At 69.8% G+C, this 22,567-nt stretch carries 20 protein-coding genes; 9 read left to right on the top strand and 11 right to left on the bottom strand.

Going from position 1 to position 22,567, the window contains the following annotated elements; all coding sequences use genetic code 11:
• Positions 1 to 27 precede the first annotated feature (27 nt).
• Positions 28 to 1,566 (bottom strand): amino acid adenylation domain-containing protein, encoded by a 1,539-nt coding sequence (locus ASC56_RS00460; protein WP_055489096.1) that lies wholly within the window; start codon positions 1,564 to 1,566, stop codon positions 28 to 30.
• On the bottom strand, positions 1,563 to 3,479 hold the full coding sequence (locus ASC56_RS00455) for a beta-ketoacyl synthase N-terminal-like domain-containing protein (RefSeq protein WP_055489095.1): 1,917 nt from the start codon (positions 3,477 to 3,479) through the stop codon (positions 1,563 to 1,565). Before ASC56_RS00455 ends, ASC56_RS00460 begins: the two co-directional genes overlap by 4 nt.
• A gap of 817 nt (positions 3,480 to 4,296) precedes the next feature.
• Here ASC56_RS00455 and ASC56_RS00450 point away from each other — a divergent pair.
• Both ASC56_RS00450 and ASC56_RS00445 read left to right on the top strand, forming a co-directional pair.
• On the top strand, positions 4,297 to 5,334 hold the full coding sequence (locus tag ASC56_RS00450; protein WP_055489094.1) for a GAF domain-containing protein: 1,038 nt from the start codon (positions 4,297 to 4,299) through the stop codon (positions 5,332 to 5,334).
• Positions 5,335 to 5,858: 524 nt separating this feature from the next.
• Positions 5,859 to 6,602, top strand: a complete 744-nt coding sequence (locus tag ASC56_RS00445) for a polysaccharide lyase family 7 protein (protein WP_055489595.1) — start codon at positions 5,859 to 5,861, stop codon at positions 6,600 to 6,602.
• 129 nt (positions 6,603 to 6,731) lie between these two features.
• Here ASC56_RS00445 and ASC56_RS00440 read toward each other — a convergent pair whose 3' ends face one another.
• From ASC56_RS00440 to ASC56_RS00425, 4 genes are read right to left on the bottom strand one after another with little or no spacing between them, the layout of a single operon-like run.
• Positions 6,732 to 7,664: an ABC transporter substrate-binding protein gene (locus tag ASC56_RS00440; RefSeq protein WP_055489093.1), complete on the bottom strand. Its 933-nt coding sequence runs from the start codon at positions 7,662 to 7,664 to the stop codon at positions 6,732 to 6,734.
• 10 nt (positions 7,665 to 7,674) lie between these two features.
• A complete protein-coding gene (locus ASC56_RS00435) occupies positions 7,675 to 8,337 on the bottom strand; it encodes an ABC transporter permease (RefSeq protein WP_055489092.1) in 663 nt (220 codons plus the stop codon).
• Between the two features lies 1 nt (position 8,338).
• The gene (locus tag ASC56_RS00430) at positions 8,339 to 8,980 is read right to left on the bottom strand and encodes an ABC transporter permease (RefSeq protein ID WP_055489091.1); all 642 of its coding nucleotides are present in this window, start codon (positions 8,978 to 8,980) and stop codon (positions 8,339 to 8,341) included.
• Positions 8,977 to 10,020 carry an ABC transporter ATP-binding protein gene (locus ASC56_RS00425; protein ID WP_055489090.1) on the bottom strand — a complete coding sequence of 348 codons (1,044 nt, stop codon included), beginning with the start codon at positions 10,018 to 10,020 and terminating at the stop codon, positions 8,977 to 8,979. The genes ASC56_RS00430 and ASC56_RS00425 overlap by 4 nt, the downstream gene beginning before the upstream one ends.
• 141 nt (positions 10,021 to 10,161) lie before the next feature.
• On the opposite strand from ASC56_RS00425, the gene ASC56_RS00420 reads away from it, so the two are divergent.
• The 3 genes from ASC56_RS00420 (at position 10,162) to ASC56_RS00410 (ending at position 13,338) form a co-directional block, all read left to right on the top strand.
• Positions 10,162 to 11,670 carry an aromatic amino acid ammonia-lyase gene (locus tag ASC56_RS00420; RefSeq protein WP_107309142.1) on the top strand — a complete coding sequence of 503 codons (1,509 nt, stop codon included), beginning with the start codon at positions 10,162 to 10,164 and terminating at the stop codon, positions 11,668 to 11,670.
• 415 nt (positions 11,671 to 12,085) lie between these two features.
• Positions 12,086 to 12,412, top strand: a complete 327-nt coding sequence (locus ASC56_RS00415; protein WP_234376792.1) for an STAS domain-containing protein — start codon at positions 12,086 to 12,088, stop codon at positions 12,410 to 12,412.
• Positions 12,409 to 13,338 (top strand): anti-sigma factor RsbA family regulatory protein, encoded by a 930-nt coding sequence (locus tag ASC56_RS00410; RefSeq protein ID WP_055489089.1) that lies wholly within the window; start codon positions 12,409 to 12,411, stop codon positions 13,336 to 13,338. The genes ASC56_RS00415 and ASC56_RS00410 overlap by 4 nt, the downstream gene beginning before the upstream one ends.
• Positions 13,339 to 13,541: 203 nt before the next feature.
• Here the strand turns inward: ASC56_RS00410 and ASC56_RS00405 are convergent, their stop codons facing one another.
• Together ASC56_RS00405 and ASC56_RS00400 are read right to left on the bottom strand one after the other, a co-directional pair.
• The gene (locus ASC56_RS00405; protein ID WP_055489088.1) at positions 13,542 to 13,880 is read right to left on the bottom strand and encodes an STAS domain-containing protein; all 339 of its coding nucleotides are present in this window, start codon (positions 13,878 to 13,880) and stop codon (positions 13,542 to 13,544) included.
• A gap of 287 nt (positions 13,881 to 14,167) precedes the next feature.
• Positions 14,168 to 14,581, bottom strand: coding sequence for an STAS domain-containing protein (locus ASC56_RS00400; protein WP_234376791.1), 414 nt, complete (start codon positions 14,579 to 14,581; stop codon positions 14,168 to 14,170).
• A 108-nt stretch (positions 14,582 to 14,689) separates the two neighbouring features.
• Between ASC56_RS00400 and ASC56_RS00395 the strand changes: the two genes are divergently transcribed.
• Complete coding sequence (locus ASC56_RS00395; protein ID WP_055489086.1) at positions 14,690 to 15,034, top strand: helix-turn-helix domain-containing protein; 345 nt, start codon at positions 14,690 to 14,692, stop codon at positions 15,032 to 15,034.
• A 283-nt stretch (positions 15,035 to 15,317) separates the two neighbouring features.
• Here ASC56_RS00395 and ASC56_RS00390 read toward each other — a convergent pair whose 3' ends face one another.
• Complete coding sequence (locus tag ASC56_RS00390; RefSeq protein WP_234376790.1) at positions 15,318 to 17,234, bottom strand: exo-alpha-sialidase; 1,917 nt, start codon at positions 17,232 to 17,234, stop codon at positions 15,318 to 15,320.
• A 1,404-nt stretch (positions 17,235 to 18,638) separates the two neighbouring features.
• Between ASC56_RS00390 and ASC56_RS00385 the strand changes: the two genes are divergently transcribed.
• Positions 18,639 to 19,676 carry a sphingomyelin phosphodiesterase gene (locus ASC56_RS00385; RefSeq protein ID WP_055489085.1) on the top strand — a complete coding sequence of 346 codons (1,038 nt, stop codon included), beginning with the start codon at positions 18,639 to 18,641 and terminating at the stop codon, positions 19,674 to 19,676.
• 167 nt (positions 19,677 to 19,843) lie between these two features.
• Here ASC56_RS00385 and ASC56_RS00380 read toward each other — a convergent pair whose 3' ends face one another.
• Positions 19,844 to 20,611 (bottom strand): SDR family NAD(P)-dependent oxidoreductase, encoded by a 768-nt coding sequence (locus tag ASC56_RS00380; RefSeq protein WP_063784899.1) that lies wholly within the window; start codon positions 20,609 to 20,611, stop codon positions 19,844 to 19,846.
• 411 nt (positions 20,612 to 21,022) lie between these two features.
• Positions 21,023 to 21,382: an NAD-binding protein gene (locus ASC56_RS00375; RefSeq protein WP_199835825.1), complete on the bottom strand. Its 360-nt coding sequence runs from the start codon at positions 21,380 to 21,382 to the stop codon at positions 21,023 to 21,025.
• Here ASC56_RS00375 and ASC56_RS41040 point away from each other — a divergent pair.
• Both ASC56_RS41040 and ASC56_RS00370 read left to right on the top strand, forming a co-directional pair.
• Positions 21,356 to 21,676 (top strand): hypothetical protein, encoded by a 321-nt coding sequence (locus tag ASC56_RS41040; protein ID WP_199835823.1) that lies wholly within the window; start codon positions 21,356 to 21,358, stop codon positions 21,674 to 21,676. The two genes, ASC56_RS00375 and ASC56_RS41040, sit on opposite strands and share 27 nt — an antisense overlap.
• A gap of 215 nt (positions 21,677 to 21,891) precedes the next feature.
• Complete coding sequence (locus ASC56_RS00370; RefSeq protein ID WP_055489084.1) at positions 21,892 to 22,521, top strand: PAS and ANTAR domain-containing protein; 630 nt, start codon at positions 21,892 to 21,894, stop codon at positions 22,519 to 22,521.
• Positions 22,522 to 22,567 lie beyond the last annotated feature (46 nt).

Genomic DNA, 22,567 nt, shown 5'->3' with positions numbered 1-22,567 from the left:
TGGCGCCGATCCTCGGACGCGGATGGTTCAGCGGGAGCGTCCGAGTTCTTCGAGCAGGGCCCGCCTGTCGATCTTGCCGTTGGTGTTCAGCGGCAGGTGATCGAGGATGGCGATCCGGCGGGGCAGCATGTATGGCGGCAGCCGGTCGCCGAGCGCCGCGTACAGTCCGTCGGACGTGCAGCCGGTGGCCCCGACCGCCGCGTGAAGTTCCGGTTCCCCGTCGGGAGCGGGCACGGCGAGGACGATCGCGTCCCGCACCCCCGGCTGCTGCCGCAGCGTCGCTTCGACCTCGCCGAGTTCGACCCGGTGGCCGCGGATCTTCACCTGGTGGTCGGTCCGCCCCAGGTGGATCAGGTGCCCGTCGCGCATGGCCACCCGGTCGCCGGTGCGGTACCAGTGCCGGTCGGTCAGCGGCTCGTCGCCGCCGGGCCGCCCCTCGGGTGCGAGGAAGCGGCCCGCGTTGTTCGCCGGATCGAGGTAGCCCGGAAACCGCAGCGGCCCGCGGACGCACAGTTCGCCGCTGTCGGCTGGCCGGCCGTCCTCGTCGAGCAGCAGCAGGTCGCAGACCGGGTGTCCGGTGCCGATGGGGGCGGTCCCGTTGGGGGTTCGGGGCCACTCGGCCGGGTCGTCGGGGAACCGGTACGCCGTGCAGGAGATGGTGAGTTCGGTGGGCCCGTACAGCACTTCCAGACGGCTGCCGGGCGCGGCGGCCCGCCACTCCCGGGCCGCGTCCAGGGTGAGCGGTTCGCCGCCGAAGATGCTCCACCGCAGGGTGGGCATGCTGCCCGGCTTCAGGGTGCCGAGGCGGGAGGCGAAGGAGATCAGCGACGGCACCGAGAACCAGTGGGTGAGCCGCAGGTTGTTGATCGTCTTCACCGGGGACAGCAACTGGCTGCGCTGGGGCACCACGAGGGTGCCGCCGCCGGCCCAGGCGACGAACAGGTCGTGCACCGAGCCGTCGAAGGTCAGCTCGAAGGACTGCGAGAGCCGACTGCCCGGCGCGATGTCGTATCGCGCGGCGACCTGGTCGAGGTAGGCGCAGAGGTTGCGGTGCAGGACCGGCACGCCCTTGGGGGCGCCGGTCGACCCGGACGTGAAGACGATGTACGCGATGTCGTCCGGACCGGTCGGCACGGACGGGAGTTCGGGCGCGGCATCTTCCGCGAGCTGCGTGAGCTCCTCGGGGCCCACCGACAGGACGGGTACCCCCGGGTCGGTGTCTGCCCCGGAGGCGTCGGCCAGCACGACCTCCACCTCGGCAGCCTTCACGATGTCGGCGGTACGGGCCGACGGGTGCTCGGGGTTGAGGGGGACGACGGCTGCGCCGGCTCGCAGGACGGCGAGGTAGCCGGCGTAGGCGGTCACCGATCGGCTGGCCAGCAGGCCCACGCGTCGTGGCGGGATGCCGCCGGCCGCCGCGACCAGGCGGGCGGCGAGCCGCTCCGCCAGGTCGCGCAGCCCGGCGTAGGTGAGCCGGTCCTCGCCGACCTCCAGCGCCACGGCGTCGTCGCCGCAGGCCTCGGTGGTGCGGGCGAACCAGGCATACGCGGTCTGCGGCTGACTCATCGGGCGGCCGCCTCCAGGGCACGCGTCCACCGGCGCAGCTCGCCCACCGTGCGCAGCCTGCCGAACTCCTCCGGGTCGACCTCCTGGCTGGATCGCTTGGTCAGCTCGACCACGATCCGCAGTCTCGCCAGCGAGTCGATGCCGATGTCGGTGAGGGTGGAGGTGTCGTCGAAGCCGGTGCGGGCGTGCTCGCGCAGGACCCAGGAGGCCAGATCGCCCTCCTCGTGCCCCTGTTCGCCGGGCCAGTGGCGTTTGGTCTGCCAGGGGTAGGTGGGCAGCGGGACGAAGTGGCCACGGTCCCCGAACACCGCGCCCCAGTCCACGTCCTCGCCCCGGCGGTAGCGGTCGGCGACGGCCGACAGCGGCCTGCCGCCCAGTCCCGGTGACCCGGTGAGCGCCGCCACCAGCTCTTCGTGGCTCGCTCCGACGACCGCGAGCCGGTGCGTGTGGTGCGTCCTGCGGACGGCCGCGCTGAAGCAGATGTCGCGCACGCGGTACGCGGCTCCCGCGCCGTCCGGAGAGAGGTAGGCGGCGTACGACCGGGCGAGTTGCTCCAGGGCGGCCGGGCTGCGCGCGGAGAGCGCCAGGACGTACGGCGTGCGGGTCGCGTCGGCAGCGGCGGGAGGCTCGACCGGATCCGGGCGGCGGATCACCACATGGGCGTTGAGGGCCGAGGAGCCCTGCCCGGACACCCCGGCGATGGTGGGCCGGTCTGCCTTCGGCAGGTCGGTGAGCGTGCCGGGCACCACCAGCGGCAGCTCGTCCCAGGGCACGGCCGGGTTCGGCGCGGCCAGGTGCAGGCTTGGCGGCACCTGGCCGTTCTCGAGGCAGAGCACGGCCTTGAGCAGCCCGGCCATCCCGCCCGCGGCCTCCGCATGCCCGATGTTCGTCTTGACCGAGCCGACGAGCAGCGGACGTTCCGCAGGGCGTCCCTCGCCCAGGACCCGTCCGAGCGCCCTCAGCTCCAGGGGGTCGAGCGCAGGTGACCCGGAGCCGTGCGCCTCGACGTAGTCGACGTCCGCGGGATCGACCCCGGCGTCCTCGTACGCCCAGCGCAGCACCTCCAGCTGCCCCTCCAGTGAGGGGTTGAGGACCGAGTCGCTGGTGCGACCGTCATTGCCGACCGCGCTGCCCTGGACCACGGCGCGGATGCGGTCGCCGTCGGCCAGCGCGTCGGCCAGTCGCTTCAGAACGACAACCGCTATCGCGTCCCCGGGGGAGTGGCCGTCCGCGCTCGCGTCACCGAACTTGCTGCGCCCGTCGGCGGCCATGCCGCCCGCCCGGGTCATCACCAGGCCTTCGTCGGGGCGGAGCTTGATGTTCACCCCCGCGGCCAGGGCCAGGGGACTCTCCCGGGCGCGCAGGCTCTGTACGGCCTGATGGACGGCGACGAGGGAGGACGAGCATGCCGTGTCCACGACCATGCAGGGGCCGCGGAAGTCGAAGGTGTGGGAGACCCGGGCGGGCAGCAAGGAGCGGAAGTTGTAGAGTTGTGAGGCGGTGGCGCCCTCCGGCCCCTGCCGCAGGGCGCGTTCCAGGTAGTCCGCGCGGGCGTTGCCCACGAACACACCGGTGCGGCTGCCGGCCAGCAGATCGGGACGCAGCCCCGCATCCTCCAGCGCCTCCCAGGCGGTCATCAGCAACAGCCGCTGCTGCGGGTCGAGTTCCATTGCCTCGGTGGGGGACATCCCGAAGAACTCGGCGTCGAACTCGGCGATCCCGTCCACGTGACCGGCCCGGCGGCCGGCTATCGGCAGGACATCCGCGTCGTAACGTTCAGGAGGGGTCTCGGTGGTGGCGTCGACGCCGTCCTTGAGGAGGGCCCACAGCTCGTCGGTGCTCGACGCGCCGGGAAGCCGGCAGGCCATGCCGATCACCGCCACCGACCGGGCGTCCACGTCCGACCTGTTCATGACGTCTGCTCCTTCTGCTTCGCCACTGTCCGTATGGGATCGCGTAGTTGACCTGCCGCACCACCTGGTGAGCGCTGGTGCGGCAGCACGTCGTCACTGACGGCGGCGCCGCGTACGCGCCTTGGCGTCCGTGCGCCGCCGTACCGCCAGGCCCCCGGGTCCGGGCGGAGGAGGTCGTTTCGCTCTCGGCCCGGCACATCGTCGTCCCGGGCTCGTCCGTCAGGTAGCAGACGCTCCTGAACACGTCGGCGGGCCCCCGCCCACGACAGGGCGCCGGGCCGTGGGGGGCGGCGTGGATCTTGGCGTGAATTCTCGCTCGGTGCCCTGGCCGAAACGGCTCTGTCGCTGCCGCTTGCGGCGGGCGGCCTCCAGCTCGCACCGTACTTGCCCCACCCCGCTGTGCCCTCTCTCGCAGGTGCATCGCACGACCTCATTACACACGGGCCGCATCGGCAGAACGCGCCCCATCCGGCTCTCCACCAGGCGTTCGAACCGAAGTTCGATCACTTCGCGGGGTGCCAGGCGGGACGCGTCAGCATCGAAAACCAGCCCGCCGCACGATTGTCGTACGCGGAATCGCTTCCGCTCGATTGCCGCACGACGATTGGCGAGAAGTGATCGCCGAAGGTTGAAACCTGGAACTATTTGGACAGACTCCCAGATTGGGCTGCCGCGGGTCCCTCGGGGCGGACCCGGTGTGCGGGGCTCGTGCGTCAAGTCACCTGAGCAGACCGCCAGTTGTATGCGAGACGAGGGATACGGAAATTACCAGGAGGGGCGATCCGTGGGAGCCGAGATTCTGATTTCATCTGATCCCATGGATCTCCACTCATACGACCAGGCCCGGATCGCGGGCGAGCAGCGCCGACTGCGACTGCAAGTTCTCGGCCTCAACACCGTTGAGGCGGAGGCCACCTTCGACCGTGTCGCGCGACTGGCGGCCAGCTTCACCCAGTCACCGTTGGCCATGGTCAACTTCATCAATGACGAGCGGCAGATGTTCCGCGGCATGTACGTGCCCACCGCCTCGCCGGACGACAAGGTGAGCCCCGACGGTGGCGGCATCCCCTTCGACCTGAGCAACCTCTCCCGCGAGGCGCCCGGCAGCTACGGCTTCTGCCCCCACGTGGTGGCCGAGGGGTCCCAGCTCGCCCTGGACGACGTCTTCGACTACCCGCGGTTCAAGGGCAACCCCCTCGTCAACGACCTCGGGGTACGGTCCTACCTGGGCACCCCCCTGCGTGACAACACGGGTATGGTCCTGGGCACGGTATGCGTCGCGGACTTCAAGCCCCGCGCCTGGGACCGCGGTCTGCGCGAGGGCATGCAGGAGCTCACCGAGACGCTCCTGTCCGACTTCAAGCTCCGCGACAGCCTGCTGGCCCAGCAGAAGGAGCTGTTCGCCGTCTTCGACGGGGCGCCCTTCCCCATCATGCTCACCGAGGGCCCCGACCACCTGCTGCGCTACGCCAACGGCAAGCAGGGCGCGGCCTTCGGCATGGTCCCGCAGTTCAGCCCGGGCCGGATGGTGCTGCCCGGCCTGGAGTCCATCGGCGTCTTCAACGCGATGGACGACGCCTTCCGCACCGGTCAGGCCACCACGCTGTCCCAGGCGTCCATCACCACCTACGATCACCCGTCGCCGCAGCACTTCAACTTCCTGTGCACGCCGGTGCGTACGTCACCCGGTGCGCCGATCAGCGGGGTCCTCACCGTGGCCATGAACACCACCGGCCAGGCCTACCCGGGCGCCGACCAGCAGGCCTTCGCAGCCAACGTCCAGCAGCGGTTCGAACGGCTCGGCGGGGGCGGGCTGCCGGGCCGGCGGATGGACAGCGCCGGATACCAGCACTGACCTTCCGTATGCCGTCGTAGGGGGCTCGGGTACCTGAACGCCCGAGCCCTCACGCCGTCGTGGATGCCCGAGAGCGCCTGTTGCCGATCGCGGGCGCCTGGCGGGCCACCCCTGACTCGCACGTTCAGCATGGTGAACTTCTTACGCCAGGTGCCTTCGTGTCCCCGTAGAGGTCTTCGGCCGGGAGGGTTGCCCGGAGGCTGGGTGATTATGCCGTCCGCAGTGGCAGTTCCTGCTCTTCACCGGCGATGATGCTCATCCTCGCCGAGTTCTTGCGCACGCCGTTGACGCGTTGGCGCCATGGTCCTACCGTCTCCTGCTATTCAGGATTGCACCCCATGTTCATGTACATGGACGTGAGGGCTCGCATCTGACGCAAGACCGCAGAGCCGACAGGAGGGAACCACATGCGCAAGCGCCCACTGCCAATCTCCCTGGTCGCTGCAACGGCCGTCAGCGGCCTGGCCTTCGCAGCCCCGGCCGTGTCAGCCACGCCGAGCGTCACCGTCTCCCACATCGCGGAGATGACCCCCACCGCCGGCATCCAGGGCGGCAGCAGCCCCGGCGTCGGAAGCCGGCTGGACCCCTCTGTCGCGCCCGGCGGCAACTTCGACCTGTCAGTGTGGGAGCTCCAGGAGCCGGTGGGCTCCCCCGGCTCGCCGACCACGATCCCGTCGTCCCGGCTCCAGGGGGCCAATGGCTACCACGACTCGTACTTCTACACCGATCCTCGCGACGGCGCGATGACGTTCTGGGCACCGGAGAAGGGCGTCACCACACCGAACTCCAAGTACGCCCGTTCCGAACTGCGCGAGATGAACCGCGACGGCAGCCCCGCCGACTGGTCGCTCAGTGGCACCCACGTGATGAGCGCGAAGCTGCGCGTGGTGTCGGTGACGTCGCACGTCTGCGTCGGGCAGATCCACCTCGGCACCGGCGGTTCATCCACCAAGCCGCTGGTGGAGCTGTACTACTACTCCAACGGCGACATCGTCCTCGGCACGGAGAACTCACCCTCGGGCGGCCAGACACCGCACACGGTGGGCCACGTGCCGGTCGGTCAGACGTGGAGCTACACGATCGGCGTCTCCGGCGGCCACACGATCGACCTGACGGTCAACGGCAGCACGACGCACTACACCATCCCGTCGTCCTTCAACAGCTACAAGCAGTACTTCAAGGCGGGCTCGTACAACCAGTCGTCCTCCAACAGCACCACCAACGGTGCCCGTGTCGGTTTCTACGCACTCACGGTCTCCCACCGCTGAGCGCCCCTCGACACAACGGCCCACGGGCCCGGCCCTCCTTGGGAGGCCCGGCCTCCCAAGGAGGGCCGGGTAACGGTCATCCCGCCGAACTCCGCAGACGAGTTCACCCTCACCAGCAGACTCGGTGGGCTACTTCACCAGCCCGTGCCGCTTCGCGTACGCGTTCGCCACGACCTCCGGGTCCTTCTTGTCGTTGTCGACCAGGCTGTTGAGCTCGGTGAGGTCGGCGGTGGTCAGGACATTGCCGAGCCGGGCAAGGGCCTTGCGGACGGTGTCATCGGCCTTGCGGTCGGCGACGAGCGGAACGATGTGCTGGCTGGGGATCAGATGCAAGGGGTCGGACAGCACCACCCAGTCGTTGGCCTTGATGTCGGTGTCGGTGGTGAAGAGGTTCGCCACGTCCACGTCCCCCTTCTTCAGGGCGCCCTTGACCAGTGGGCCATCGGAGTCGAGCGACTTGAACGCCTTGAACTCGACGCCGTACACGTCCTTGAGGCCGACCGCGCCGACCTGGCGCTTCTTCACCTCGGGGGCGGCGCCGATGACCAGCTTGCCGTTCTGCTTCTTCAGGTCGGCCAGGGAGGCCAGGCCGTACTTGTTCGCGGTCTCGCGGGTGACGACGAAGGCGTCCGAGTCCTCCGCCCTGCCGTACGGCAGGACCTGGAGGCCGGCCGGCAGGGCAAGGGTGAGGGCGTTCTGCATCGCGCCCTCCTCGGTGGGCGTGGCCCTCGGGTCGAGGTAGTTGAGGAGGGCGCCCTGGTACTCGGGGAGCAGGTCGATGTCGCCGGCCTTCAGGGCGGGGATGACGATCTCGCGGGTGCCGAGGTTGGGGCGGACCTTGGTCTTGACGCCGGCCGCCTCCAGAACGGCGGCGTAGAGGTAGCCGAGGACCTGGTTCTCGGTGAAGTTGGCGGTGCCGATGGTGACTCCGCTCTTGCTGGAGCCGCCGCCGGTGGTGGCGCTGCCCTGGCCGTCGAGGGAGGTGATGCCGCCCGCGCACGCGGACAGGGCGGGGACGGAGGCAGCAGCGAAGAGGCCGCCGAGGAGAGCACGACGATTCATGGTTCGAGTCCTAGGCAGTGCGGTGGCGGAAGAGGAAACGCTGAAGGCCGGCAAGGGCGACGTCCAGGACGACGGCGACCAGGGCGACCAGCACCGCGCCGCCGAGCACCTGCACCAGGTCCCGCTGGGCGAGCCCGTCGAAGACGTAGCGGCCCAGGCCGCCGAAGGAGACGTAGGCGGCGATGGTGGCCGTGGCGACGACCTGGATCAGAGCCAGGCGCAGGCCCGTCATGATCAGCGGGAGCGCGAGCGGCAACTCCACCTGGAACAGCACCTGGGGGCCGCGCATGCCCTGCCCGCGCGCCGCGTCCTTCACGTCCGGGTCGACGGCCGTCATGCCGGCGTAGGTGTTGGTGACGATCGACGGGACGGCGAGGGCGACCAGCGCCACGTACACAGGCAGCATCGACAGGCCGCCGGCCAGGAAGACCAGGACGACCAGACCGACGGTCGGGAGCGCCCGGCCGAAGGAGGCCAGGTTGATGGCGATGAACGCGCCCTTGCCGGTGTGGCCGATGAGCAGGCCGAGCGGGAGGCCGATGGCGGCCGCGATGAGCGTGGCGAGCAGGGAGTACTGGAGGTGCTCGGCGAGGCGGTGGGCGATGCCGTCGGGGCCGGACCACTGGGCGGCGCTGCTCAGCCAGGTGCCGAGGTTCTTGAAGAGTTCGTACATGTCAGGCTCGTCGCCTCCGCCACGGGGTCAGGATGTACTGGAGGGCGACCAGCAGGGCGTCCGCGACGACGGCGAGCAGGAGGGTGAGGACCACTCCGACGATCACCGGCGTCGGGAAGTTGCGCTGGAAGCCATCGGTGAAGAGCTGGCCGAGACCACCGTCGCCGATATAGGTCGCGACGGAGACCAGAGAGATCGACATCACCGTCGCGATGCGGACGCCCGCCACGATCACGGGCAGCGCGAGCGGGAACTCGACCGTGAGCAGCGTCCGCAGCGGGCGCGTGCCCATCGCCTTCGCGGCCTCCTTCGTCCTCGCGGGCACCGAGTCGAGGCCCTCGACCGTGTTCCGCAGCAGCACGACCAGCGTGTAGACCGTCAGGCCGATCACGGTGGTGGTGCGGGTCAGGCCGCTGACCGGGAGCAGCAGGACGAAGATCGCGATCGACGGGATCGTGAACAGCACGTTGGAGACGCCGAGGAGGAAGCCGCGCAGGAGGCGGATCCGGTGGGCGACCACCGCGAGCGGCAGCGAGATCAGCAGGCCGAGGAAGACGGGGGTGAGGGCGGCCTGGAGGTGGGAGAGGGTGAGACTCGCGAGGTCGCCGGTGTGGTCGGACACCCAGGACCAGTCGATCGTCATGCGGCCACGCCCACTTCGGCGTGCGCACGGCTCGCGTGCGCGTGGATGTCGTCCCGGGACGAGACACCGGTGAGGACGCCGTCCGCGTCGACGCGGGCGACCAGGCCGGTGGGGGAGGAGACCGACTCGTTGAGGGCGGACAGCAGGGAGTCGGTGTCCTTGAGCGGGCGGACGGGGAGTACGGCGTCCCCGGCGTCCTTCGAGGCCCAGTGCAGGGGCCTGCGGGCCGCGTCCAGGGCGAGGGTCCAGGTGCCGCCCACCGGGGCCGGGCCCTGCGGGACGCCGGCGAGGGTCTTGAGCGACAGCAGCTTCAGCCCGCGCTCGGCACCCAGGAAGTCGGCGACGAAGTCGTCGGCGGGGCGGGCGAGCAGTTCGGCGGGGGAGGCGCACTGGACGAGGTGGCCGCCGGTGCGGAAGACCGCGATCTGGTCGCCGAGGCGGACGGCCTCGTCGATGTCGTGGGTGACGAACACGATGGTCTTGCTCAACTCCTGCTGGAGCCTGAGCAGTTCGTCCTGAAGCTGAGTCCGCACAACAGGGTCGACCGCGCCGAACGGCTCGTCCATCAGCAGCACCGGCGGATCGGCGGCCAGCGCGCGGGCCACGCCCACGCGCTGCTGTTGGCCTCCGGAGAGCTGGTGCGGGTAGCGCTTGCCGGCGTCGGCGGCGAGACCGACGGTCTCCAGGAGTTCGGCGGCGCGGGCCCGTGCCTTCCGGCGGTTCCAGCCGAGCAGCAGCGGGACGGTGGCGATGTTGTCGAGCACCGTGCGGTGCGGGAAGAGGCCGGCCTGCTGGATGACATAGCCGATGGAACGGCGCAGCTCGGCGGCGTCCTGCTGGGTGACGTCCTTGCCGCCGACCCGGATGGTGCCGGAGGTGGGCTCGACCATCCGGTTGATCATGCGCAGGGTGGTCGTCTTGCCGCAACCGGAGGAGCCGACGAGGACGGTGACGCCGCCCTCGGGCATCTCGAGGGAGAGGTCGTGAACTGCTGCCGTGCCATTGGGGAAGCGCTTGTGGACCGCGTGGAACTGAATCATGAGATGTCCCTTGCCTGGCTGCATAACGTCATGCAGAGTTCTGGGTGCGTGAATAGCTTGTCAACGGGTCGGTGTTAATCCGAGGTAACGGATGACCGATGGGCAGGATTGGATGTCCGCATTGAGGGGAGTTTGGGCTTGATGTCGTCTCGGATGGTGGACGCATCCGAATCCGTGCAATCCGGATTGGTGGTCCTCGACGGGACCGGTCTCGATGTGGAGGACGTCGTGCGCCTGGCCGACGGGGCCGCGCGGCCGGTCCCCGGCACCGAGGCCATGAAGCGGGTGGAGGAGTCCTGGGACGCCGCCCGGCGGATCGCGGCGACCGGCCGCGTCTACGGCCGCTCGACCGGTGTCGGTGCCAACCGCACCGAGGACGTGCCCACCGAGGCCGCCGCCGGGCACGGCCTGCGGCTGCTGCGCAGCCACGCCGGTGCGATCGGCGAGGAGCTGCCGGCCCGCCAGGTCCGGGCGATGCTCGCCATACGCGCCAACCAGCTACTGGCCGGGGGCGCCGGCCTGCGGCCCAGCGTGATCACGGCCCTGTGCGAGGCGCTGGAGAGCGGGGCGTACCCGGCCGTCAACGAGTTCGGATCGGTGGGGACGGGTGACATCGCGGCCCTGGCACAGGCGGGTCTGGCGCTCGCCGGGGAGCACCCCTGGCGGGGCACCAGGGGGCCGGAACCCCAGCCCCTGGACAACAACGACGCCCTCGCCTTCATCAGCAGCAACGCCCTCACCCTCGGCCAGGCCGCACTCGCGCTGCACGAACTGCGCGGGCTGATCGGCGCCACCCAGGTCGTCGCCGCCCTCTCACTGCTCGCGGTGGACGGCTCCCACGAGGCGTACGCCGCACCCGTGCACGCCGCCCGCCCGCACCGCGGATCCGCCGAAGTCGCCCGACGCATGCGTGAGTTGACCGGCGCCGCCGACCGCCCGACGCCACCGCTGGGCCGCATCCAGGACCCCTACGGCTTCCGCTGCCTGCCCCAGATCCACGGGCCCGCGCACGACGCGGCGGACGCCCTCCAGCAGGTCATCGCCGTCGAGATCAACGCGGCCGCCGAGAACCCGCTGATCTCCCCCGAGGACATGGCCGCCTACCACCACGGCGGCTTCTACCAGGCCCAACTCGCCCTCGCCCTCGACCACTTCAGACTGGCCGTGACCCAGGTGGCCCGGCTGTCCACCTCCCGCCTGTCCACCCTGAACGAGCCCGCCCACACCCGGCTGCGCCCCTTCCTCGCCGACCACCAGCCCGCCTCCTCCGGCGTGATGATCCTGGAGTACGCCGCCGCAGCCGCCCTGGGGGACCTGCGGGCGTTCTCCGCGCCCGCCTCGCTCGGGCACGCTGTACTCTCCCGGGGCGTCGAGGAACAGGCCAGCTTCGCCTCGCTCGCCGCGCGTCAGACGCTGCGCGCCTGCGGTGCGTACCGTCTGGTGGTCGGCTGTGAACTCGTCGCCGCCGTACGGGCGCTGCGCCAGCGCGGCCTTCGGCCCGGCCCGGAACTTCCGGTGGGCCGGGCGCTGGAGCTCGCCGAGTCGGTGCTCGACGGGGACCTGGCCGACCGGCCGCTGACACACGACGTGACGGCTGCCGCCCACCTGCTCGACCGGTTCACGGACATCTGGAGGGGGAGCACGTCATGAGCTGTCCGTCGCTGCCGCTCTGGAGTGTGCCGGTGCAGCCGATGGCCCAGTTGTGGGCGGTGGGGGGCTCTTGCGTCGAAAGCCCTTCCCGCTCGATCGCAGGAGGTCATGTGCCAGTCAGGATGGCAGTGCCTGGGGCTGGGGTCCCGATCTCTGGGTGAGGTTTGCGCGACCTTGGGAACGTGGAGAGCGTGCGTGTACGCCGGAGGCGGCCGTGGGTGATGCGCGATACTGGTCGGCGTTGATGTGCCTGATTGTCGCGCCCCTGTTCGGGCGCGGCATCTTCTGTGATCGTTCGTGGCTGTGCCTGGGGAGTGTGGGGTGTTGATGTGCGAGCGGGGTGGCCACGCCTGTCAGCGCTGGCAGCGGGGTGCGTATGAGATGTGACGACGCGGCACCCGGTAGGGAGGAACAGGTGGTCCTGCCCCTTGCCGTGGCCCGGCTTGACGTGCAGACACTGACCGACCCCGCGGGCCTGCGCGCCGCCGGAGAGGTCACCGCGAGCACGCGCTCCACGTGGCAGGAAGCGCTCGGCGTGCTGACGAGGCTCTGCCAGGAAACCGTCCACGTGGAGCTGTCCGGGGTGACCTTCATGGATGTCGCGGGAGTAACGGATCTGGTGGTGACCGCGCAGGGCCTGTCGGTGGGGCGACGTATCGTCGTGCACCGGCCGCCGGCGCAGATGCCGAGGCTGTTGGAGATGTTCTGGCCGGCCCTGGGCACGATCGAGGTGGCACGGTGACAGGGACGACGACCGGCCGGCGATTCGCGCACCCGGCCCTGTTCTACCGGAACAAGGAGCAGTACATCGCGGGCACCGTACCCTTCCTGCTCGAGGGCGTGTCCGCCGGGGAGCCGGTGGCGGTGGCGGCGCCCCCGGCCCGACTGGAGTGGATCCGGCAAGAGCTCGCAGAACACGCCGGACAGGTGCGCTTCATCGACATGACCGAGGCCGGCCGCAACCCGGGACGGATCATTCCTCAGGTTCTGCGCCGCTTCGCGGATGCCCATCCGACACAGCGGGTGCGGATCATCGGCGAGCCGATCTGGCCCGGCCGCACCTCAACGGAGTACCCGGCGTGCGTGCAGCACGAGGCCCTGATCAACGCGGCGTTCACCAGTCGTGAGGCGACCATCTTGTGCCCGTACGACGCGGAGGGACTGGAGGAGCAGGTCCTGGCGGACGCATGGGCCACCCACCCCGTCGTCCTCGACGAGCACGGTGAGAGAGTCTCCGACGCCTATGACCCATGGGAGGTCGTGAACCGCTACAACCAGCTCCCGCCCGCGCTGCCCGACGCTGCGGCGTGCGCGTTCAGCCGCGAGCAGCTGCCCGAGGTGCGGTACTTCGCGGTGGGACACGGCAAGAAGCTGGGCCTTGCGGGGATTCAGCTGGAGGATCTGGCGTTGGCGGTGGCCGAGCTGACGACCAACGCTGTGGTGCACGGCGAGGGCAGGGGCGTCTTGCGGATCTGGGCCGAGGGCAGTCAGGTGGTGTGCGAGGTCCACGACGGCGGTCGGCTGACCGACCCGCTGGCCGGGCGGCGCCCCGTGGCGCCCACCGTGCCGGGAGGGCGGGGCCTGCTGATGGTCAACCGCCTGGCCGATCTGGTCCGTACGCAGAGCGGTGACAGCGGCACGACCATCCGTTTCTACCTCGGCAACTGACCACCGTCTTGGCCGGCGCTCGGCGCGAGGGCTTGTCCGACAGCGCGGGCTTCACCCCCGAGCCGAGGTGCGGGCGGTGGTCGGTCGGGCTTGGGTGCCGGTGGTGGGGAGGCGGGCGACCAGCGGGGCCCGGTCGTCGGGCAATTCCTCATCGGGCTGCCGACGCAGCAGCAGGCCGCGGACGTTACGGGCGCTGCTGTTGTTCAGTCGGTGAGGACGGGGGAGTCACCCGCTGTGTCGGGGATGAGCAGTTCGTAGGTCTCGGTGAGGTGGAGCAGGCGCGCGGGCTGCTTCTGGAGGCCGGTGACGACGAGCCGGCCGCCTTCGGCCAGGAGGCGGCGGCGTAGCTGCAGCAGGAGGTTCAGGCCGCTGGAGTCCATGAAAGAGACTCGCGACAGGTCCAGTTGCAGTGTCTTGCCGCCGAGCGGAATGACCAGGGTGGCCCGTACCAGTGCCGGGCAGGTCTTGAGGTCTACTGCTCCGGCTACGGTGATCACGGTGCTTTCGGCGTACTGTTGTGTGATCACGGTGAGGTCGTTCATGGTGGTTCGCCCCTCGATTCCGGGGTCGAGCCCATCACACCCCCCGGTAGGGGGTATCAAGCGCGCGGCGTGGGTCGCGCACAGTCGAGCGAGACAACCCGTACCGCGCCCCGGCCACAGGAGTGACCTTCAGGGGCGGCGCGGGGCCTCCCACCAGACCAGGCTGGTTGTTCATGCAGCCTCCCACAGGCCGGCCACTCCCACCAGTTCCTCCCGTGGTGGGCGGCGGGCGCCGGTCAGTCCCGGTCCGACGAGCGGTGCAGGGCCAGGTCCCTGGCAAGCCGATCTCAGCACTTGGCGTGGGCAGTGAAGAGCGGCAGGGTGTCGGTCAGCTCGAGTACGCGTTCCACGATCGGGCTGGTTGCCCGCAAGGTCACCGTCTTGCCGTGGCGCAAGGCCAGTTGGCGCACGGCGAGCAGGACGTTCAGGGTGGCGCAGTCCCAGAAGGAGACTTCCTTCAGGTCGAGGTCGATCCCCTGGACGGAGGATTCGAGGGCGTTGATCAGCGAGCGTTCGAGCTCTTCTCCGGCGACGTGGTCGAACGCGCCGCGCAGCACCACGACCATCCTGTCTCGGACGCGGTGGCTGCTGATGGTCATGAGGTAGGGCAGGCTCGCGGCTGCAAGGGGGTGTCCCTTGCACCCTGCCGAGGGCTGCGCCCGGTGGACGCGCTCCGGCACCACGGCCTCTTCCCAGGACACCCTTCCGTCCTCCTCGGTGGATCTTTCCCCGCCGGAACACGTCACTGCATACACGAAATCTATGTCATGTGTTGGCTCGGGGCCAAGAGGGGGCCGTAAAATCGCAGCATGGTTGGAGTGCCTGAATCTCACACGGGATGGACGTTCGTCACCAACCACGCACGTGTGCTGGCGGCCATTGCCGACGACCCGAACGTCCGTATCCGCGATATAGCCGCCCACTGCCGGCTCACCGAGCGCGCCGTCCAGCGGATCATTTCTGATCTTGAGCAGGAAGGTTACCTGTCCCACACGCGCGAAGGGCGCACGAACACCTACCGCATCGAGCCGGGCAAGGTGCTGCGGCACCCGGCGGAAGCCGGTCTGAGCGTGGCCGCCCTGCTCTCCCTGCTCGTCAAGGACGAGGTCGACCGCGTGACGCCGCCGACGATGTCGTCCGGTTCACCGCAGTAACGCCGCCCGCCAAGGAGCTCCAGCTGTAGAGGTCTTGGCAGTGGCCCAGCAGGTGATCCGGGGTTGGGCCCGCTCGATCATCGCCGGCAGCACCTCCAGACCTGCCCCGGACCCGACCGGGCGCGGCTGACGGTGCCGACGCGCGTGGTGGCCCTCGCGCAGCTGGTGGTCGGCGAGTTGGTCACCAGGTCCCCTACGTGTCCGCGCGGCACCATCCCGCGGTGGGGAGCGGGTGCGTTCCGGCACGTGCCGGAACGCACCCCGCGTGGCGAACTCCGGCGCCTCAGTGGCGGATCGGAAGGCGCGTGGAGTCCGGGGCCCCGTTCGGTGCGGAGACGGGTGCGGCGCCGCGGGTGGTGGAGGCGATGCTGCCGCCGGTGACGGTGAGGGGTCCTGCGGTGTAAAGGGCCTCGTCGAAGGCTTGGCCGTTGGCAGGCGTCTTGCCGACGGCGAAGACCGAGATGGCCTTGCCCGCTATGACGGAGGTGGAGACGTAGTCGCCGACCATGCGGCCCTGGGTGGAGTCGGCGATCTGGGACAGGGACATGGGGCCGGCGACGGTGGTCGGGCTGCTCCAGGTGCTGCCGCCGTTGATCGAGGAGATGTAGCCGACCTCCAGCTGGCAGGTGGACGCCGTGCAGTTCGCGGTCGGGTAGAAGTAGTAGTACAGGCCGATCTTCGCCGCCGTGCCGGATGTGCCGCGGTCGACGCCGATGCCGGGGATGAAGTGGTCGACGCCGCTGGTGGTGGTGTCGATCGGGACCCGGGTCACGGCCGACCAGCTGGTGCCGTTGGTGGAGGTGGCGTAGACGATGTCGTTGGCGGGGCAGCCAGAGCGGAACCGGCAGTCCTGCCAGGCGACGTAGATCTTCCCGGCGCCGTCGATTTCGGCGGAGGGCAGGCCCTCACCAGCTCGCAGGCTCCCGGCCACGGCGTGATTGCTGACGTTGGCGATCAGGGTGCTGGAGCTCCAGCTGGAGCCGCCGTTGGCGGAGGTGAAGGCGCGAATGGCGCTGCCGTTGGCGGAGTAGGGGACCACGACGGTGCCGTTGGGCTGGACGAGGGGCTGGCCGCCGAGGCCGCTGGGGTTCCCGGAGGGCGAAGCAGGAGTGGACCAGGTGGTGCCGCCGTCGGTGGAACGGCTCATGACGACGGCATTGCCCGATGAGGTGATGTCGACCTCGATGTAGCAGTTGCCGTAGTACGGGCTGGAGGACGTGTTGTCGCAGACGATCCATTCCTTGTCATAGCCCCGCCCGTCGTTGCCGACCGCCATGACCGGGTTCTGCCAGCTCGTCCCGTTGGTCGAGCGGCTGACCGTCACGCCCGCTCCGTTGACACTGGAGTCGATCACCAGACCCGCGACCATCCAGGTGCCGTGCTTGGCGTCGTAGGCCACGGCCGGGTCGGAGACGCGTGCCCAGCTCCCGCCGCCCTGGTAGGTGGTGATGCCGGGGAGCATGCCGTGCTGCCAGGTCGTACCGCCGTCGGAGGAGGTGTTCCAGCCGATGTCGGAGGCACCGCCGTCGGTGAACCGGCCGACCTGGGAGGAGGCGACGATCGTGTTGCCCCAGGCGTACGTGTCCGGTTCCAGTTCGGTGGCGTGCTGGCTGGAGGCGTTGGTGAACGGGTCGGTGCTCACCTGGGTGAGCCCGGGCGGCGGAGCGGCGGTGGTGAAGGCGACGTCGTCGTAGAGCGTGTAGGTGGGGTCACCCGCGTAGTTGTCGTCGTGACTGACGAGCGTGAGGGTGTAGTTGTGGCCGGCGGTCACGGATGAGGTGGCCTGCTTCCAACCCTGGCCGTTGGTGCACGTCTTGGCCAGCACGGTGCTCGTGGTGCCGGCCGTGGTGTCGGCGAGGGTGGCGGTGGCCCAGTCGTATGTCACCGTGTCCGGGCATGTCACGTTGTACCAGAAGGACAGCTGACTGGCGCCGGTGGGCGCGGTGAAGGTCTGGGCGATGGAGGAGTCGCCGTTGGTGGGCGAGGTGCCGCCGACGCGGGCGGCGTAGGTGCCCGTGTGGGCGCCGGAGTTGACCACCGCTGTTGTGCCCGCGGTGGTCCAGCCCGTCAGGCTGCCCGATTCGAAGCCGCCGTTGGAGACGTCGGCCAGGGCCGGATGCGAGGCGAGCAGGAGTCCGCCCAAGGAGAGCAGGGCGGTGGTGGCGGTCGCGACGGATCTGCGGACAGTGGTGCGCGACATGAGGAGACCCCTTGTGGTCGATGGGGGTGTGGGGGTGGGGTGGACGCCCCGACGCACAGCCGACGGTCCACCCCGGGGAACGACGTTCAGGAACAGCTCCCTTGCCCGATGTGGATCAGGGCAGGATCACGTCGTCGTAGAGGGTGTACGTGGCATCACCCGGGTAGTCGTCGTCGTGGCCGATGAGCGTCGGGGTGTAGCTGTGTCCGGCCGTGACGACCGCGGGGCCGGTGTCGGCCGAGCGATGAGCCGCTGGGGAATCCGAGCCCAGGGCGGGGAGCGCGGCGTGGGCTGCGGGAGCCGAGAGCCAGAGGGCGGGGAGCGCGGTCAGGACCGCGGTGCGTGGCTGTCCGGCCGCGTCTGCGTCTGGGACGGGACACTGAACATCCTTTCGGGTAGCTGGAGATCACCCAGCACTGCGAGGAGAAGGACGTTCACGCCGAAGGAGCGCGTGTTCGCAATCCGGGATACTTGCACCGGACATGACACGCAACAAGACGGGCGGCGGCGGTATCACGCCAGGCAACCGAGAATTTACGAGGAACAGTCAACTGACAGTAGAGACACAGGGATTCCCCTGTATCGGTGTATCGGAGATATCGGTGCATCGGCGACATCGGTGTATCGGAGACGGAGGAATCCCCGCATCGAATGAGACGGCCGCGTGCTCCTCCGCGCACCGGGAACCCATCCGCACACGACGGCGTCCAACGACATCCCCCAGCGCCCCGTCCGCCCCGTCCGCAAGCAGTACCCGGTTTGCGGACCGAACCCGTCCCCGGGCGAAACGACGACGTCGACCGCAGTTCCGCCTCCGGGCCCCACCGCGCGCACGAGGGCCCGGGCGGTTCCGTCCGGGGCCCCCGCCTCGACCACCTCCAGCAGCCCGGCGGCGACATCCACCGGAGCCCATCCGTAGGCGGGCGAGCCGTGCAACGTGACCGCCACCTCGTCCCCGACCCGCACCGACACGGGGGGATGTGGCGCACCATCTGGCGCGCCGGGCCGCTGCCGCGTCCTGCCGCGCCTGCCGCGCCTGCCGCAGCCTGGCCACGTCGGCGCCGGCTTGTACGGCCGGGTGCCCGGACGCCCACGCCCGCAATGTGTGGACGACGGCGGACCGGGTCGACGCCGCGAACGGGGACGGGCCGTGAGTCTCCGCCGCCGCTCTACGTGCCGGTCAGCGCGTTGTTCGGCACGTGACGCCCGGCAGGCTGCCTGCGGCGCCGGCTGGCTGAATCCGCCCGCGTCAGGCCCAACTTGTCCAGACACCTTTTCTCCACGCGCCGATCGATCGGCGTTCCCCCATCCGTACGGGCAGGTAGCTAAGGTCCTGCTGTCATGTACGCGCCCTGACGGCTGACCACAGGCCAGGGGCCACCCCTACTTTCACCAGGAGAGCGCATGGTCTCCCGTCGTACGGCTGCCGCACTCACCTCCACCGCGGCGGCCGCTGCGCTGCTCGGCTCCAGCGGTTACGCGGCCCCCCGCGCGAGCGCGGCCACCGGCACCGACCTTTCGGTGTTCGCCTGGAACGTCGACCTCGCCACCCCGATCGTCGACAGCACCCAGAACGAGAAGGCGGCCCAGCGCACCCCTGCCATCGAGTCGATCATCCGCAAGCACGGCGCGGACGTGGTGGTGCTGGACGAGGACTTCAACAACGGCTCGACCGCCGACATCACCGGCAAGCTCGCCGACCTCTACCCCTACCGGACCCCGGTGGTGGGCCAAAGCTGCTCCGGCGGCGGCTGGACCGGCATCAGCGGTGCCTGTTCCAACTCGTGGTTCGTCATCAACGGCGGCACCATGATCCTCTCCAAGTACCCGATCACCGCCCAATACGCCCACATCTTCAGCAATTCCACCATCGGCACCTGGGACTACCACGCCAACAAGGGCGCGGCGCTGGTGCAGATCGACAAGGGAGGCGTGAAGAGCTGGGTGGTCGGCACCCACCTGCAGGCCGACGAGTCCGGCACCTCAACCGACACCACCCAGTCCACCCGGCTCGCCCAGCTCAAGGAGATCGGGACTTGGGTGGACGGCATCGCCGGCTCGAGTGCGCCGGTGCTGATCGGCGGAGACCTGAACGTGGAGTACTACGGCGGACGGTCGCGCGGCGACTACGCCAATGCCCAGAGCGCGGCGAACGGTGTGCTCGGCACCCCGGCCACCGACCCGGGCCAGACCCTGCGGACCATGGACTGCCCGGTCTCCGCCTGGTGCCAGTACATGGCCGGCGTCGAGACGTTCCCCAAGGACTACCGGGACGACCTGGACTACATCGGCTACCTGAACGCGCCGGGTCGCCCGACGCCGGCCGCGATGTCCACTGTCAGGGTGGACATCGACCCGCAGCCCGGCTGGACCCCCGGCCAGGTCGACACCAACGCCCCCAGCGACCACTACCCGGTCGAGGCGACGTTCCAGGTGAACTGATTCGGTCTCCTCGCGCGCCTGGCCAACCATGACGGGCGCGCCGAACCGCGCGCTGCGGAAGGCGTCAGGCCCGACACCTTCCGCTTCGTCCGGTAGGGCGCTGGGTCTGGTCGGTCGGCGGGGTTGCCGAGGTCGAACTCGGCACCGCCGAACGGGTAGTTCGCGGGTCAGAACCAGCCGCCGTCGGCCTGGATGGTCCGGCCGGTGATGAACGAGGCATCGTCGGACACCAGGAACGCGATGACTGCGGCGATCTCAGCGGGCTGGGCCATCCTCCCGAGCGAACTGGCAGTGCGGATGGCGGTGTTGAAATCAGCGTCGACGTCGGGATGTACGTAGTTGGAGCCTGCGCGGCCGGACATGTCGGTGACAGTTCCGCCAGGCGCGATGGCGTTGATGGTGATGCCTCGCCGGCCGAGTTCGGGGCTGAGGTTGAGCGCGATGGATTCGACGGCGGCCTTGCTCGACGCATAAAGGGCGTGGTAGAAGACCGCCTTGTGGGCACTACCCGATGACGTCAGGACGATCCTTCCTCCTTCGCCCATATGCCGTACAGCGTTCTGTACGGCGAAGAACTGGCCTCGTGTGTTGATGGCGAAGACCCTGTCGAAGTCGGCTGGGGTGACGGCGTCCAGCTTGCCGAAGTGCTCTACCCCCGCGTTGCTGACCAGGATGTCGAGTCCGCCAAGAGCGTCGGCGGCCTGATCGGTGAGTCGCTGGATCTGGTCCGGATCGCTGACGTCCGCCTTGATCGCGGCTGCGCGTCCGCCATCGGCGGCGAGCTCCGCGGCGAGAGCTTCAGCCGCGTCGCTGCTGCTGCGGTAGTTGATGGCAACGTCGGCCCCGTCAGCGGCGAGCCTGCGGGCCACCGCCTCGCCGATCCCTCGTGAGCCACCGGTGACCAAGGCCTTCCTGCCCGTCAGTCGTCCACTCATCGGTCTCCTCCCGTGCCGGAGGCCCGGCGGTCGTGCCTCATGCTGGGAGCGCTGTGATCGGGGCCCCGAACACGCGTCAGCGGGTGGCTGTTTCTCCTCGCATACGGAGGAATTCTCCTCGCATACGGAGGAAGAGGAGGAAAAGGGGAAGGGCTGGCGAGCCCTTCCGTCGCGGTGGCGCGTCCTTGTTCATCACCGGGGCCATCAACACCAGAATCGCCCCGGTCCGGGCACGGGCGCCACTCGGTGGTCGATCACGGGGCTCCGCACGTAGCGGGTCACCCATCTCGTCGGGGAGCGGACGGCCGTCACCGACTCACCCCCACGCCGTTACGAGGGGCTGGGGGGGGGGGCCTCGCTTGGCTTGACGAAACCATGCGGGGCTCCGACGGGGGGGCCTTGGCGGAGCGCTCAGGGCCGGGCGGTGAGGCCGTAGTCATCTTCGGTGTGGCCGGCGCCGATCGCCGCCTGGACGAGCTGCGCGGTGGCGGAGGCCACGGGCATCGGGACCTCCAGTTCGCGGGCCGCGGACAGTCCCAGGTCGAAGTCCTTGCGCAGCAGGATGTTGGTGAAGGTCGGCTTGAAGTCCAGGTTGATCAGCGCCGGAGACTTGTACCTGCTGAAGGCCGAGCCCATCACCGAGTTGATGAGGAACTCCAGGAACGCGGAGCGCGTGACGCCGCCCTTCTCCGCGAGGAGTGTGATCTCGGCCAGCGACTGGGTGACGACACCCAGGAAGACGTTGTGCGCGATCTTGACCAGGCGGGCCACCTCGTCCGCGCCGACGTAGGTAACACCGCGATCCAGCAGGTTCAGGAGCGGCTCGACGGCGTCGAACACCTCGCGTGGGCCGGAGACCGCGACGGTCAGCTTGCCGGCCTCGATGACCTTCGGTTGCCGCTGACCGGGGCAGCCAAGAAGGCGCTGCCGCGCGCAGTCGGATACGTGCCGTTGGACCTGCCCGGCATCGATCTGGCCGACATCGACCTGACCATCGAACGTGGCACGCTCACGCGAACGCAGGGGTGGAAGAGCGGAGCAGGCGCTAGGGTCGTCGATGTGTGACCTGACACCCGGGCGCGGCGACGAGAGACGCTCCATGGTCGGCACGGACGGTGATGCGACAGCTGCCGCCGGTCCGGGTGGTCCTTCGCAAGCGCCGGATGCTCGCCTCACGGCGGGCGGCGGCCTGGTGGAGGGCCTGGTTTGAGCTGAATCCGCCGGGGCCCTGCCCGATGACGGTTACCCGGTATCGCACCGTGGTGGAGGAGGGGACGACAGTGCCCGACGCGTTGAACGACCAGCTGGGCGAGCTGACCGGCCTCTTCCTCTTCCGGATCCCGGAGGACATCTGGTGGTGGTCCGACGATCTGTTCCGGCTGCTCGGCTACGAGGCCGACACGGTGATGCCCTCCGGTGGGCTGCTGCGTGACCACGTCCATCCCGAGGATCGCTCGTGCCTCGACGACGCCCTGGACCTGGGCCGGCGCACGGGGAAGCCCTTCAGCTGTGTGCTGCGCATCCAGGACAAGGGCGGCACCGAACACCAGGCGGTGATGGTCGGCGACGGGCGATGCGACGGTGACGATGTCGTGTCCCTGAGGGGTTTCGTCGTCGACGTGACACAGGTGGTAGCGGGCGCCGCGCATCGCGTGGCCGGTCAGGACATCGCCCGGGCCCGTGCCTCGCAGGAGGATGTGGACCTGGCCCGGGGTGTGCTGATGGCGCTGTATGGCGTCGACGCCGATGTGGCGCTGCGGATCCTGCGCCGGCATTCGCAGCACACCAACGTCAAGCTCCGCATGCTCGCCCAGGCGGTTCGGCAGGCGGCGCCGACCGCGCCCGGCGACAGGCAGCACGACCTGCACCAGCGGGTGTCCCGCGCGCTGTACCCGCCCGACCAGGGCTGAGACACCCCTGCGCGCGGCGGGTGGGGGAGCGGACGCCGCCAGGTGC

Origin of the sequence: Streptomyces sp. TP-A0356, assembly GCF_001417775.1 — a bacterium.
GTDB lineage: Bacteria > Actinomycetota > Actinomycetes > Streptomycetales > Streptomycetaceae > Streptomyces.
The sequence above is the reverse complement of the archived record's forward strand: the minus strand, read 5'-3'. Positions and strand labels throughout refer to the sequence as shown.

Excerpts from the sequence above, each read along its gene's own strand:
- ASC56_RS00425 (WP_055489090.1), bottom strand. The coding sequence starts at position 10,020 with ATGATTCAGTTCCACGCGGTCCACAAGCGCTTCCCCAATGGCACGGCA.
- ASC56_RS00445 (WP_055489595.1), top strand. The coding sequence starts at position 5,859 with ATGACCCCCACCGCCGGCATCCAGGGCGGCAGCAGCCCCGGCGTCGGA.
- ASC56_RS00390 (WP_234376790.1), bottom strand. The coding sequence starts at position 17,234 with ATGTCGCGCACCACTGTCCGCAGATCCGTCGCGACCGCCACCACCGCC.
- ASC56_RS00435 (WP_055489092.1), bottom strand. The coding sequence starts at position 8,337 with ATGTACGAACTCTTCAAGAACCTCGGCACCTGGCTGAGCAGCGCCGCC.
- ASC56_RS00450 (WP_055489094.1), top strand. The coding sequence starts at position 4,297 with ATGGATCTCCACTCATACGACCAGGCCCGGATCGCGGGCGAGCAGCGC.
- ASC56_RS00440 (WP_055489093.1), bottom strand. The coding sequence starts at position 7,664 with ATGAATCGTCGTGCTCTCCTCGGCGGCCTCTTCGCTGCTGCCTCCGTC.
- ASC56_RS00395 (WP_055489086.1), top strand. The coding sequence starts at position 14,690 with ATGGTTGGAGTGCCTGAATCTCACACGGGATGGACGTTCGTCACCAAC.
- ASC56_RS00460 (WP_055489096.1), bottom strand. The coding sequence starts at position 1,566 with ATGAGTCAGCCGCAGACCGCGTATGCCTGGTTCGCCCGCACCACCGAG.
- ASC56_RS00455 (WP_055489095.1), bottom strand. The coding sequence starts at position 3,479 with ATGAACAGGTCGGACGTGGACGCCCGGTCGGTGGCGGTGATCGGCATG.
- ASC56_RS00380 (WP_063784899.1), bottom strand. The coding sequence starts at position 20,611 with ATGAGTGGACGACTGACGGGCAGGAAGGCCTTGGTCACCGGTGGCTCA.
- ASC56_RS00420 (WP_107309142.1), top strand. The coding sequence starts at position 10,162 with ATGTCGTCTCGGATGGTGGACGCATCCGAATCCGTGCAATCCGGATTG.
- ASC56_RS00405 (WP_055489088.1), bottom strand. The coding sequence starts at position 13,880 with ATGAACGACCTCACCGTGATCACACAACAGTACGCCGAAAGCACCGTG.
- ASC56_RS00385 (WP_055489085.1), top strand. The coding sequence starts at position 18,639 with ATGGTCTCCCGTCGTACGGCTGCCGCACTCACCTCCACCGCGGCGGCC.
- ASC56_RS00430 (WP_055489091.1), bottom strand. The coding sequence starts at position 8,980 with ATGACGATCGACTGGTCCTGGGTGTCCGACCACACCGGCGACCTCGCG.